11 protein-coding genes are annotated in these 13,357 nt (G+C 58.4%); 7 read left to right on the top strand and 4 right to left on the bottom strand.

The features are described 5' to 3' along the window. The first annotated feature begins 72 nt into the window (after window positions 1-72). The 7 genes from ACIQT8_RS21155 to ACIQT8_RS21125 all read left to right on the top strand — a co-directional run bounded on the left by ACIQT8_RS21155 (window position 73) and on the right by ACIQT8_RS21125 (window position 8,355). On the top strand, window positions 73-786 hold the full coding sequence (locus ACIQT8_RS21155; RefSeq protein WP_400969314.1) for an SDR family NAD(P)-dependent oxidoreductase: 714 nt from the start codon (window positions 73-75) through the stop codon (window positions 784-786). A 22-nt stretch (window positions 787-808) separates the two neighbouring features. Further along, window positions 809-2,122 carry an FAD-binding oxidoreductase gene (locus ACIQT8_RS21150; RefSeq protein WP_138791822.1) on the top strand — a complete coding sequence of 438 codons (1,314 nt, stop codon included), beginning with the start codon at window positions 809-811 and terminating at the stop codon, window positions 2,120-2,122. A 38-nt stretch (window positions 2,123-2,160) separates the two neighbouring features. Continuing rightward, the gene (locus tag ACIQT8_RS21145) at window positions 2,161-4,215 is read left to right on the top strand and encodes a hydantoinase/oxoprolinase family protein (protein ID WP_262526990.1); all 2,055 of its coding nucleotides are present in this window, start codon (window positions 2,161-2,163) and stop codon (window positions 4,213-4,215) included. Beyond that, entirely contained in the window at window positions 4,212-5,864 is a 1,653-nt protein-coding gene (locus ACIQT8_RS21140; protein WP_400969311.1) for a hydantoinase B/oxoprolinase family protein, read from the top strand. The genes ACIQT8_RS21145 and ACIQT8_RS21140 overlap by 4 nt, the downstream gene beginning before the upstream one ends. Window positions 5,865-5,901: 37 nt before the next feature. Continuing rightward, a complete protein-coding gene (locus tag ACIQT8_RS21135; protein ID WP_138791825.1) occupies window positions 5,902-6,324 on the top strand; it encodes a RidA family protein in 423 nt (140 codons plus the stop codon). A 128-nt stretch (window positions 6,325-6,452) separates the two neighbouring features. Then, complete coding sequence (locus ACIQT8_RS21130) at window positions 6,453-7,283, top strand: DeoR/GlpR family DNA-binding transcription regulator (protein WP_138791826.1); 831 nt, start codon at window positions 6,453-6,455, stop codon at window positions 7,281-7,283. A 43-nt stretch (window positions 7,284-7,326) separates the two neighbouring features. Beyond that, window positions 7,327-8,355 carry a LacI family DNA-binding transcriptional regulator gene (locus ACIQT8_RS21125; RefSeq protein WP_400969308.1) on the top strand — a complete coding sequence of 343 codons (1,029 nt, stop codon included), beginning with the start codon at window positions 7,327-7,329 and terminating at the stop codon, window positions 8,353-8,355. A gap of 39 nt (window positions 8,356-8,394) precedes the next feature. Here the strand turns inward: ACIQT8_RS21125 and ACIQT8_RS21120 are convergent, their stop codons facing one another. The 4 genes from ACIQT8_RS21120 to ACIQT8_RS21105 all read right to left on the bottom strand — a co-directional run bounded on the left by ACIQT8_RS21120 (window position 8,395) and on the right by ACIQT8_RS21105 (window position 13,344). Further along, window positions 8,395-9,309: a nucleoside hydrolase gene (locus ACIQT8_RS21120; RefSeq protein WP_400969305.1), complete on the bottom strand. Its 915-nt coding sequence runs from the start codon at window positions 9,307-9,309 to the stop codon at window positions 8,395-8,397. Window positions 9,310-9,317: 8 nt separating this feature from the next. Further along, window positions 9,318-10,376, bottom strand: coding sequence for an ABC transporter ATP-binding protein (locus tag ACIQT8_RS21115; RefSeq protein WP_400969302.1), 1,059 nt, complete (start codon window positions 10,374-10,376; stop codon window positions 9,318-9,320). 49 nt (window positions 10,377-10,425) lie between these two features. Continuing rightward, window positions 10,426-12,162: an ABC transporter permease subunit gene (locus ACIQT8_RS21110; protein ID WP_400969299.1), complete on the bottom strand. Its 1,737-nt coding sequence runs from the start codon at window positions 12,160-12,162 to the stop codon at window positions 10,426-10,428. A gap of 111 nt (window positions 12,163-12,273) precedes the next feature. Beyond that, window positions 12,274-13,344 (bottom strand): polyamine ABC transporter substrate-binding protein, encoded by a 1,071-nt coding sequence (locus tag ACIQT8_RS21105; protein WP_400969296.1) that lies wholly within the window; start codon window positions 13,342-13,344, stop codon window positions 12,274-12,276. Between the last annotated feature and the right edge of the window lie 13 nt (window positions 13,345-13,357).

The raw sequence follows: 13,357 nt of genomic DNA, 5'->3' as shown, positions 1-13,357 counted from the left end.
CAGATCGAAAAACCGCGCATACCGTTCATGCAAACGAATGCATGACCGCTGGCCAGGCTGGAGGGAACGATAATGACCGCTGGAAATTCCGGCCGGGTGGCGCTTGTCACCGGCGCTGGCAGGGGCATTGGATTGGCAATCGCCCAAGAACTTGCAGCAAACGGCTACCGACTAAGCCTTGGCGCACGAAGTGTCGCAGCCCTCGAGGCCGCCTTCGGTCCCGAGAACGAGCAATTCCACTACGCCTCCTTCGACGCCTATGATCCGGCGAGCGCGGAAGCATGGGTTTCTGGCGCGGTGGAAAGATTTGGAAGAATTGACGCACTCATCAACAATGCGGGCCTGGGTGAGCGCGTCGCGCTTATGGACGACAATGACGAGGCGCTCGACAGGTTGTTTGCGGTCAACGTCAAAGCTCCCCTGCGGATGACACGCCTGTGCATGCCGCATCTGGAAAAGACCGGGACCGGCAGGATCATCAACATTGTTTCAATGTCCGGAAAGCGGGTTCGCAATGCCTTTGTCGGGTACAACATGACGAAGTTCGCGGTCATGGGGCTGACGCACACCACCCGCCATGTTGCGTGGGACAAGGGTGTCAGGGCAACCGCCATCTGCCCAAGCTTCGTACGCACGGAGATGAGTGCTTACACGAACAAGGTCACGCCAGACGAGATGATCCAGCCGGAAACACTGGCGTCGCTTGTTCGCACTGCAATCGAATTGCCCAACACTGCTGCCATGGCCGAGATGCTGGTGAACTGCCGCCTCGAAGACATGCTTTAAACACTATGCCGAGGTCGAACCCATGAGCCGCATTATTCCGGACGCCGTTCCGTCCAGTACGTCCCTGCCAAACAAAGTCGATGTCGTCATCATAGGCGGCGGCATTGTCGGCGTTTCGACAGCGCTTGAGCTCGCAGAGCGAGGTGTCTCGGTCGCATTGTGTGAAAAAGGCCTGATCGCCGGCGAGCAATCCGGGCGCAACTGGGGCTGGGTTCGCCAGATGGGCCGCGATCCTGCAGAGCTTCCACTTGCGATGAAAAGCCTGGCGCTCTGGAAGGGTATGAACAGCCGTATCGGGGAAGAAACCGGGTTCCGGCAGACCGGTATCGTCTATCTGTGCAGGAATGCACGCCAGGAGGCGGAATATGAAGCTTGGCTGGTCCATGCTCAAAAGTTCGGGCTGGATTCCAAACTTTTGCGCAGCGCCGAACTCCGTCAACATCTGCCAGGCATGACGGAGGGTTTCACAGCCGCGATGCATACATCGAGTGATGGACGCGCCGAACCTTTTAAGGCCGCGCCTGCCATAGCCCGTGGCGCCATGCGCGCCGGCGCCCATATCCTGACCGGCTGTGCGGTTCGTTCGATCGAACGTGCGGCAGGCAGGGTCAGCGGTGTCGTGACAGAACGTGGACCAATCGCATGCTCCTCAGTCATCCTTGCGGGGGGTGCATGGTCACGGTTGTTTGCCGGCAACATGGGGATCGACTTTCCTCAACTGAAGATCCTCGGCACCGTTGCCCGTGCAACAGCGGTCGATGGCGTCCCGGATCTTCCCGTCGGAGCCGACAATTTTTCGTTCCGGCGCCGCCTCGACGGGAGTTTTTCGATCGCGATGCGCAATGCCAACATTGCACCGATCGTTCCGGACAGCTTCCGCCTTTTCACCGATTTCGTGCCCACCCTGATCAAAAGCTGGCGTGAACTGACTTTGCGGGTTGGAAACCGCTTTTTGGAAGAATGGAGAACGCCGCGATCCTGGTCGGCGGACGCCATATCGCCGTTTGAACAGGTTCGCATTCTCGATCCGGTTCCTTTCGAGCGTTTCAATCGCGAGGGGCTAGAGCACCTGATCAAGGCATTTCCCGCATTTGCGGGAAGTCGCATCACCCAAAGCTGGGGCGGCTTGATCGACGTCACCCCGGATGCCGTGCCGGTCATCGGCCCGGCGGGCAACATTCCTGGCTTCTACATTGCCAGTGGCTTTTCCGGGCACGGCTTCGGCATAGGGCCGGGCTCCGGGCGTCTGATGGCAGACCTGGTGACCGGCGCGACCCCATGCGTCGATCCCGCACCTTTCCGCTTTGATCGTTTCAAAAAGACCAAGGCAGCCTGATCCGCTTTCGAACAACCTTGGCCAAAGAGGGTAACGTAATGGCATTGAGAATTGGCGTGGATTCTGGTGGTACTTTCACCGATGTCTGCCTCTTCGATGAGGCAACAGGCAAGCTCGACATCTGGAAGGTGCCGTCGACCCCTGATGATCCTTCCCGCGGGATCGCAAACGGTGTTGCAGAGGGTCTTTCCACCGTTGGCAACACGGCCGGCAATATCGCTTTTCTAGGACATGGCACGACAGTCGCCACCAACGCCCTGATTGAACTGAAGGGCGTTGCGACCGGGCTGATCACCACTGACGGTTTTCGCGATCTGCTTGAGATCGGTCGCCAGAAACGGCCAAGCCTCTATGATATGAACGCGGAAAAACCGGAGACACTGGTCAGCCGCGACCGCCGACATGAGGTTCCCGAACGACTGAAAAGCGACGGTTCCCAAGATCTTGCTCTCGATGAGGCAAAACTGCGTGCCGCCGTTCGCGAACTCGCACAGGACGATGTCAAGGCAATCGCGATCTGCTTCCTTTACGGCTTCCTGAATACCGCGCATGAGCGCCGCGTGGTCGAGATGATACGCGAGGAGATGCCGGATGTTTTCATCAGCGCATCCCACGACGTTGCGCCGGAATTCCGCGAATATGAGCGCATGTCGACGACCGTCGTGAATGCCTACCTAGGCCCCGTCATGCAGCGTTACATCGACCGCCTCAAGCAAAGACTGACAGAGCTCGGTGTACCGGTTGCGCCGCAACTGACGCAATCGAATGGCGGCGTTATCGGCTTCGACATGGCTGCGCAACTTCCGGTCCGCACCGTGCTGTCGGGCCCAAGCACCGGCGTCGTCGCGGCCCAGGCGGTTGGCAAAATGGCCGGCTTCGACAACATCATCACCTTTGATGTCGGCGGCACATCGAGCGACGTTGCGCTCCTTCAGGGCGGCATTTGCAAGCTGACCGGAGAAGCCAACGTCCATGGATATCCCATCAAGGCACCGATGCTCGATATTCACACGGTCGGTGCCGGCGGCGGTTCAATCGCTTTTGTTGACTCCGGTGGTCTTCTCAAGGTCGGCCCGCGCTCCGCAGGCGCCGATCCCGGTCCCGTCTGCTACGGACGCGGCAACACGGAAGCAACGGTGACCGATGCCAACATCGTCTTGCAAACCCTCAATCCGGTCGAAATTCTTGGCGGACGCATGAAGGTCAGGCGCGATCTCGCTGTTGAAGCCATCCAGCGCCTCGCTGACCAGCTCGGTCTTGGCCTGATGGAAACCGCACAGGGCATCATTTCCGTCGTAACGGCCAACATGGCCAAGGCCATTCGTCTGATCAGCGTGCAACGCGGCCACGACCCGCGCGATTACGCTTTGATGGCGTTTGGAGGCGCAGGGCCACTGCATGCTGCGCGCCTCGCCAAAGAGCTGGATATGAGCCGTATCATCGTGCCCCTTACCCCAGGCACGCTCTGCGCGCTTGGCCTGCTCCTCACCGATCTGCGTTCCGACTTTGCGGTGTCGCGCTTGATGAAGGTCGATGAAAGCGCCGTCGACCCCATGGTCAGCGGCTTCAACAGCCTGGAAACACAGGCGGCATCCTGGTTCAGTCAGGAAGGAATCGAGGCCGACCGGCAGGTCATCAATCGTACGGCCGATATGCGCTACGTCGGCCAGAACTATGAATTGCAGGTCCAGGTCCCTGCGGGACCGGTCGGCAGTGACACGCTTGAAGCGCTGGTAAAGGGTTTCGAGCAAGCGCACCTGCAGCGCTTCGGCTTTATAGCCGAGGGCGAGGCTATTCAGATTGTTACCCTGCGCCTCGAAGCCGCTGGCCTCGTCAACAAGGCCCAGTTCACACCGCAGCCGGATGCTGGCCCGGCCTGCGATGCCGCCATCATCGGCACGCGCGATGTCTATATGGACGAAGTCAGGGATTTCGTGCCCTGCCCCGTCTACACCCGTGAAAAGCTCAAGCCCGGCAACCGGATCGCCGGTCCGGCGATCGTCGAGCAGATGGACACCACAACTGTAATCTTGCCGGATATGCAGGGCGTGGTCGACCCTTACCTCAACCTCATTCTGGAGATGCGCGCATGACCAAGATCGACCCAATTACCGTCGAAGTCATCGGCAGTGCACTGACCTCGATCGTTGAGGAAATGGGAGAGGCGCTGGTCCGGGCCAGCTACTCCACCAACATCAAAGAGCGACGCGACTGCTCGACGGCCCTGTTCGATCGCAATGGCAACACCCTCTGCCAGGCTGAACACATCCCGATGCATCTCGGCAGCTTCATTGGCATCATTCCGCACATCAACAAGCGTTATCCCGCCGATGACATCAAGCCCGGCGACGTCTTCATCGGCAACGATGCCTATGAGGGCGGCGCAACCCACCTGCCCGACATTGTTCTGGCCGAGCCGATCTTCCATGGCGACACCATGGTGGGTTGGGCCGTCAACACCGCTCACCACGCCGATTTCGCCGATCGTGGTCATGCTCATATTTACCAGGAAGGCATTCGCATTCCGCCGGTGCGGCTCTACCGCGAGGGTGTCTTGCAGAAGGACCTTCAGGACCTGTTTCTTCTCAACTGCCAGGTTCCTCACGAACGCCTATCCGATCTCAGGGCACAGATGTCGGCGAACCGTCTCTGCGTTCGCCGTATGCAGGACCTTTGCACGAAGTACGGTGCAGACAAGGTTCTGGCCGCGGGCGACGCGCTGCAAGATTATGCCGAGCGCAAGATGCGCGCCGGTATCGCAGCCATTCCGGATGGGACCTACTCATTTACCGACTATTTCGACAGCAATCAGTTTGCCGCAGTGATGGAGTTTAAAGTCGACATCACCGTCAAGGGCGACGCGATGCATCTGGCCTTCGACGCGCCACCCCAAGTTGCTGCCGGCCTCAACGTGATCTACACCGCCCTGCTCGCGACCTGCTACTACGCTGTCAAAGCTGTGATTGATCCGACAATCCTGCCCAATGCCGGCCTGTCTCGGCCGATCACGGTGGAAGCACCCTATGGATCGCTGCTTAACTGCAAACATCCGGCTGCCGTCGATGGCCGCATCGCAGCGTGCCAAAGGGTCGCCGATCTCGTCCAAGGTGCGCTTGCGAAAGCCTTGCCCGGCAAGGTGACTGCAGCAGGAAATGGTGCCTGCACCGGCGCCCTCTTCACCGGCACCCGTGAAGACGGCTCGCTCTGGGTTTACCTCGAAACAATCGGTGGCGGCGCTGGCGCGAGGCCGACGGCAGATGGCCTGAGCGGCGTACACGTCCACATGACAAACACCTCCAACCTGCCCGTCGAAGCGCTGGAGCTGGAGTATCCCCTCACCCTGCTGCGCTACGAACTGGTCAACGGATCGGCCGGTGCGGGCACGTGGCGCGGCGGTATGGGCCTTCGCCGTGTCTACCGCATCGAGGCAGATTGCCGCTTCAGCGTGGAAGGTGGCCGTATCGCTGTCTATCCCTGGGGCCTCGACGGCGGCTTACAGGCGACCGGCTCTCAGTTCGATTTCGGAAATGGCCAGAAAAACCTGCCAGGAACCGTACAGCTCAAGGCCGGCCAAATCGTCGAATTGGTCACTCCTGGCGGCGGCGGCTACGGCGTGCCATCGGGCCGATCCGTCGACGACATTGAACGGGATTTGCGCGAAGGCCGGATCACAGCCGATTTCGCAGAACGTATCTACGGCTACCAAACTCAACACGAAACACATCGGGCAGCGATCGCCTGATTGTCGAACACCACTCGAAAATGGAAGGAATTCAAACGTGGTCAAGGTAACGAAAGTCAAGTCGGGCAGCCTTTACGAAGAGAAGGAAAGCTACTCACGCGTCGTGGCGGTGGACAATTGGGTATTCGTCTCAAATACGGCTGGCCGCAATTATAAAACCCGCGAAATGTCGACCGACCCCGTAGAACAGGCCAAGCAATGCTTCCACAACATTGAAGGCGCGCTGGCCGCCGTGGGAGCAACACTCGCTGACGTCGTACGCTCGCGGGTCGTCATCCCGAACGTGGACGATGCCCCGTCGGTGATGGCCTATGTCGGTGAAAAATTCCGTGGCATCGATCCATGCAGCACCGTTACATGCCCTCCGCTTGGAGGTCCTGATTTCCGCGTCGAGATCGAAGTGACTGCATATAAGGGTGTCGGTGCGGCCGGCTCCGAATATATCAACGTAAGCCTCTAAAAAAGTACCGGCCAGTCCCAGACGGACTGGCCGGTACTTTAGAGCATCCTTGAGTTGAGCCATCAGCTTTCAGTTTTCTCACCCTGTCTGTAAGATGCGCCGAAACCGATAAATTCGAGGACTTCCTTTTGGCCGATACCAATCCCACCCAGGTAGACGATTTCCTGCCAGCGGAACGGCGTGAAAAAATCATGGAGTGGTTCGCGGCCAATCAGGTGGCGTCGAGCCAGGAACTCGCCAAACGCCTTAACACGTCGATTTCCACAATTCGGCGCGACCTGGACTACCTGGCGACACAGGGCATTGTTCGCCGAACCCATGGCGGGGCCGTGCGTGTTCGCCGCAACACAACATATGAGCCCCTCGTTGAAGAGGCTCGCCAGACGTCTGTTGAAGAAAAACGGGCCATTGCTGCCGCTGCCGCCAAGGTTTTGCAGCCCGAGCAAAGCATTCTGATCGATTCCCGCTCGACACTTCATCAGTTTGCCTATGCTGTTGCCGATCTGACGATACCGCTGACCGTTGTGACCAACGATGTCCACGTCGCCTTTATTCTTGCCAACAAACCCCACATCAAACTTGTGGTGCCTGGTGGCATCTGTCGCCCCGGCGCCTACTCGCTACTGGGAGAAACCGGCATCAACTTCGTCCGCGAACTCCGCTGCGACCACTTTTTCCTTTCCTCGCAGGCCGTCGACACCGAATGTGTCAGCGACACTTCACTGGAACTGGTCCAGCTTCAAAAGGCGATGATTGAAGCAGCTGCAGAGACTACGCTTCTCGTCGACAGCAGCAAGTTTGGCAGCCGGACGATTTACCGCACGGCTCCCATCGAGAGCCTCACCCGTATTATCACCGACGAAGGCCTCGATCCCGAAGAGAGAGCCAGATATTCCCTCCTTGTACCGCAACTCGTGATCGCGCCTTATCTGGATGAGCCACAGGAGGAAACCGAATGAGAGTGCTGACATCCAAGACTGCGACTGAAGCATCGTGAAGGGTATGGAAACTCAAAAAGAACGGCCCGCAGCGGCGATCACGATCGTCGACATCGCGCGACTGGCTGGCGTCAATCCTTCCACGGTGAGCCGTGCATTGGCGGGTTCTGAAGCAGTTACAGAACAGACCCGCAAGCGAATACGCGAGATCGCGCAGGCCAATGGCTACGTTGCCAATCACAACGCCCGGCGCTTGAGATCGCGCAAGGCTGGTCAGGTCCTTGTTATGCTGCCCAACATTGCCGCCTTCTCGCACCCTCAAATCATTTCGGGGATCGAGGATGCGCTGGAAGAACACGGCATCGGTGTTATCGTCGGAAGCACGAAGGGAAATGCCGAGCGCGAAACCGCGCTCGCGGAGCAACTCGTCACCGGAGCAGCAGATGGTGTTATCGTCCTCACGGGACGAATTCCTGAAAGCATATCGGCGTCTCCGCACTATCGACACCGCATCATTGCCATTTCACGTCCTGTCGACACCGCGGATGTCGCCTTCGTGGGGATCGACGACAGGCAGGCCGCATATGATGCGACCCGGCATCTCCTCTCGCTCGGCAAATCGGAAATCGTTCATTTGAGCGGTCCAAGCGATAGCCCGATCTTCACCGCACGCGCCAGAGGATACACCGATGCAATGACTGAAGCGGGTTTGGCAGGCAGGGTTGAAGTCATCCATCTCCCCACCTTCACGATCGATGCCGGTCGCGCCGCTATGCAGCAATTGCGTTCAAGAGAAGCGCCTCTCAACGCGATCCTCTGTGCAAGTGACGAACTTGCTTTCGGAGCAATCCAGGTCGCGAAGGAACTGGGAATCAGGGTTCCAGAGGATGTCGCATTTGTCGGTTTCGACGACCATCCTGTCAGCGGCGCCTTCACGCCGCCTCTCACCACAGTCAAGATACCCCGCCATTCGCTTGGTTACACCGGTGCAAAAGCCCTGATGCAGCATCTGGAAGACGGCAACGTTTCCTCAACCACAGAATATCTTCCTCATACGCTTTGCATAAGAGAAAGCTGCGGCTCGAAACAGTGAGACAATCTTATACAGCAATGTGTTTTTCCGAGCAGAAGATTATCCTCGAAGCGCATCCACGAACAGCGTTCTGAACGCCTCTGCATCCACGCCCGTGACCACCGTACAATTCGGCACGCGTCCCGCAAGATGGCGCTCGCTGACCGCTGCGACCACTTGGCCAGCCGCAGCGCCGCTATCGGTGTAGATAGAAACATGCGCGTCGACCGTCTTGAAGATTTCAGGCTCCAACATATAGGCGATGGCAGCGGGATCGTGCAGGCACGGATCTTTTGAGCCGTAATGGATCAGCAAATGCGCAGCCTCGCGTGCAACGGGCGTGTCAATTGCCTGCATCTGACGGATCATATCCTCGGTGACGGTTGCCTGACGGGTAACGTCAAGACCGAGCATCGTGATTGGGATGCCACTGTCGAAAACGATGGCGGCTGCGTGCGGGTCGACCGCGAAGTTGAATTCGGCCAAAGGCGTTGTATTGCCCGGGCAGAATGCGGCACCACCCATTATGGTAACTGCACTGACGAAATTCGGGAGGTCCGGATCGAGAAGCAGCGCCATCGCCAGATTGGTGAGCGGACCTGTCGCGCAGATGTGCAGTTGCCCTTCTTGACGTGCGATCCGCGATATCGCGTTTGCAGCATGCCCCTCGCGCAGCGCCATGCTGGCTGCAGGCAATGTGCTACCAGCAAGCCCATCTGAACCGTGCATGATCGAAACACGGCCACGTGACGCCATGATCGGCCGGGCTGCGCCGGAGTAGACGGCAATATCCTGCCGTCCACACAGTTCAAGAATACGTCTTGCGTTGTTGACGACCGGCTCCAGTCCGACATTACCAGCAACGCAAGTGACGGCTACCATATCAAGCGCATCGGTTCGGCCGAGAGCCAGAAGCATTGCCAGCGCATCGTCGGCACCGGGATCACAGTCATAGAGGAAACGTAAATCGGCCATGACGTGTCTTAGTCCTTGTCGATCAGGAAACGGGCAGCGTCAGGTGCCCAACCGAAGCGTACTGTCGAGCCGACCTCCACGTCACCGGCCGTGGCAGGCGCACGGGCGATGATTTCCTGCTTGCCAGCATCGATAATGACACGCAGTTCCGAGCCGCCATAGACGGTCTCGCGGACGCGTCCCTCGCACTCACCGTCACCCAGTGTGATGACTTCCGGGCGAACGACAATAGCGCCTTTCGTGCCGTCAGCCGGTGCTGTACCAGGAATGGGCAGGATACCGATCGCCGTCTCGAGTTTGCCGGCCTTCACCGTTCCGCGAATGATTGAAGAAACCCCAATGAAATCTGCCACGAAAAGGTTCTGCGGCTCATCATACATCTGACGAGGTGTGCCGAGCTGAGCGATCTTGCCATCATTCATCAGGCAGATGCGATCGGAGAGCGCCAGTGCTTCTTGCTGATCATGGGTCACGAAAATAATCGTAGCACCGGTCTCGCGGTGAATGCGTTTGATCTCGATCTGCATGACTTCACGCAGCTTCGCGTCAAGCGCGCCGAGCGGTTCGTCCATCAGGATGATGGCAGGATCGTAGACCAGGCAGCGCGCGAGCGCGACGCGCTGTTGCTGCCCGCCCGAAAGTTGCCAAGGAGAGCGCCCGGCCGCATGGGCGAGGCCAACAGTTTCGAGGGCCTTGGCAACCTTGGTATCGATCTCCGACTTTGGCAGACTACGCATTTTGAGTGCGAAACCCACATTTTCTGCCACCGTCATGTGCGGGAAGAGCGCGTAGTTCTGGAAGACGACACCGATGTCACGCTTGTTGACCGGCGCATGGGTCTGATCCTTACCGTCAATGATGACATTCCCGGATGTGGGCTCCTGCAGGCCGCAAATGAGTTGCAGCAGTGTGGTCTTGCCGGAACCGGATGGCCCCAGCAGTGTCAGAAGTTCCCCCTTACGGACTTCGAGATTGACGTGATCAAGGGCAATGGTTTGGCCGTAACGCTTGGCGAGGCTCTGAACCTTAAGCTTGATGTCCTGAGTGGTGACAGAAGCGGCAGACATATTGAATGGAGTTCCTTTGGTCGTGATGGGGGAGGCAGACGTGCGCATGTCAGCGCGGCCTTGCCTTTTCAGCGATGACGAAAAGCACTGTCACCACCGCCACGATGAAGACCGAGGCCGCAGCCAGGGTCGGTGAAATACTGAGAATGATATCGTCCCACATCTGCTTTGGCAGCGTCTGCTTGACGCCTGCCCCCACAAACAGCGCAATAGTCAGCTCTTCGAAGGAGTGCAAAAGCCCAAACAGGAATGCCGCAATGGCGCCACCCTTTACGAGGGGAAGAAGGACGAGGCGAACCTGCTGCCAGCGGCTTGCGCCGAGCGTGGCTGCCGCCTGCAGAAGGCGCCAGTCGAACCCGCGAAATGTCGTCAGCAGAATAACGAAAACAATGGGCATGGCCGAAAGTGTGTGGCCCAGAATGATTCCTGTATCGGTTGCGATCAGACCAACCTTTGCCAGCACATAGAAGAGCGATACCCCGATCACGATATTGGGTACGATCATCGGCAGCATGAACGACAGGAAAATCAATCCACCGGCCTTGCGCTGCGTGCGCGCCAGGCCATAGGCCGCAAGACCCGAGATGATGGTCGCGACAATACCGGTCGCGATCGCAACGATGACGGAACGCGTGGTGGCACCCATCCACTGGTCAGAACTCAGATAGGTCTGGAACCAACGCAGCGAGAAACTCTTCGGCGGGAACTCGAGGAAGCTCGAGCCAGAAAATGCCATCGGTGGGAAAGCCAGCACCGGTATGATCAGAACCGCAATGACGATCCAGACGAAAACGGTGAAGACCGTCCGACCGAGACGGACCGGAAAAAGATTTGCGATGAAATCGCTGACGCCCGCGCCGATCTCCACAACGGCGCCACCGATAGCACCGATAACACCCCCGCGTTTTACCGCGGCACCGTTTCCGGAAACGGCCGACATGCCGAAAAAGCGGTCGTAGACGGCAATGGTGATAAGGGTCACGGCAAGAAGAAGTGCGGCAAGGGCACCGGCAAGGCGCAGGTTGAAGAGTTGCTGTACCTGGGTGATCATCATCTGGCCGATCACCGTTTCGCGCGGAGATCCCAGCAATGCCGGGGTAATGAAGAAACCAAGCCCCATGACAAAGATCAACAAACCCGCCGCGGCAACGCCCGGCATGGAAAGTGGCACGAAGATACGCCAGAAGGACTGGCTGCGGCTTGCCCCCATCGTCATCGCCGCCGGGATCAGGCGGCCATCGATCGTCAGCATGGTTGGTAGCATAGTAAGGATCGCGACCGGCAACATGGCATGCGCCATGCCGAAGATCACGGCACCGCGTCCATAAAGCAGGTCGAGTTGCGTATCGAAGCCCATGCCGGTCAGCATCTGGGCGACGATGCCCTTGCGGGCGAGAAGCACGATCCAGGCAAAATTCTTCAACAGCGGACTAACCCAGAAAGGCAGAAGGACCAGCCACATGGCCATTCTTCGGCGGCGTTCCGGCATTCCTGCCAGCCACACCGCGATCGGATAGCCGACCAAAAGGCAGACAATTGTAACCTGCGCAGCAATGGCAAACGTATTGGCCAAAACCTTCACATAAACGCCAGCAGAGAACATCTGCTCGTAAACGCTAAGGTCGAAGGAACCGGACTTCGGATCGACGAAAGATTGCCAGATGAGTGCGCCTGCCGGAAGGATCAGCAACAGCGCCATATAGACAAGCCCCGGCGTCGAGAGCCAGAGGCTGTCCAGCCGCAGGCGCTTGCGAGAGATTGTGTCTTTGGCAGAGAGTTCAGCCATTGGGGGTCCTGTTCGTTGAAATGGCCCGTCCCGCGCATCGCGGAACCGGGCCACCCATGTCATTTATGGAGCCCCGCCGATAGGCGGGACCTGAAGCTCAGGCGGCGCAGATCAGCCAAGGATCCACTGTTCGAAGCGCTGGGTCAGCGCATCCTGATGTTCAGCCCAGTATGCAGCATTGAGAACCGTCAGCCCCTTGATGTTGGCAGGGGCAGTCGGCAGAAGCTCTGCCTTTTCCGCACTCAGATGTTCATAGGCCTTCATGTTGGTCGGGCCGCAGGCAAGAACGTCAGTGTAGGCTGCCTGACGCTTGGGATCGAGGCACCATTCGATGAACTTGCGGGCAAGATCCGCCTTTTCAGTGTTGCCTGCAATCGTCCAGCCATCGATGTTGAAGAGGCCACCGTTCCAGACGATACCTGCCGGTGCACCCGCATTGATCGCCGCCTGGGCGCGGGTCGACCAGGTCGACATCATGTCCAGTTCGCCGTTCTGCAAAAGTTGCGTCGCATGCGCGCCGGATGTCCACCAGATGTCGATATTGGACTTGATCTTGTCGAGGCTCTTGAAGGCGCGATCAACATCAAGCGGGTAGAGCTTGTCGAGCGGAACGCCATCCGCGAGCAACGCCATTTCCAATGTGGTCACCGGGCTGCGCCACAGGCCGCGACGGCCCTTGAACGCCTCGGTGTTCCAGAAATCGGCCCAGCTCGACGGGACCGTCTTCACCGTATCTTTGCGATAGCCCATGGCGAGCGCGAAGATGGCAACACCGGCAAAGTCGGGCTCGAAGGTATGCGGGGTGAAGTCGTCCTTGTTCGGCACTTCGATGTTCAGCGGCAGCATGTAATTGTCGCCAAGTTTACGGATACGCAGAACGTGTTCAGGCGTCATCAGTGCAACGTCAAACAGTTTCGTATCCGTATCGATCGCCATCTTGTACTGCGGGATCGGGTCAGGCTCATTGGTGTTGGTCTGGATCGTGACACCCGTCTCGGCAGCGAAGGTATCATAGAACGCAACTTTAAAGCCTTCGTAGAAGGCACCGCCCATGTCGCGCACGACAAGCGTTTCGCCAGCGAAAACACGGTTGCCTTTGAGAAGGACCGGCGCCGCAAGTGCCATGGCAGCAAGCCCTGTCGTCGTTTTCATAAAGCTGCGGCGTGAAACGTTATTGTTCATTTTACCCTCTGAG

The organism is Agrobacterium sp. NPDC090273 (genome assembly GCF_044772305.1).
In the GTDB taxonomy this organism is placed as follows: Bacteria; Pseudomonadota; Alphaproteobacteria; order Rhizobiales; family Rhizobiaceae; genus Agrobacterium.
Note: the sequence above shows the minus strand (reverse complement) of the source record. Positions and strands in the feature narration are given on the sequence as shown.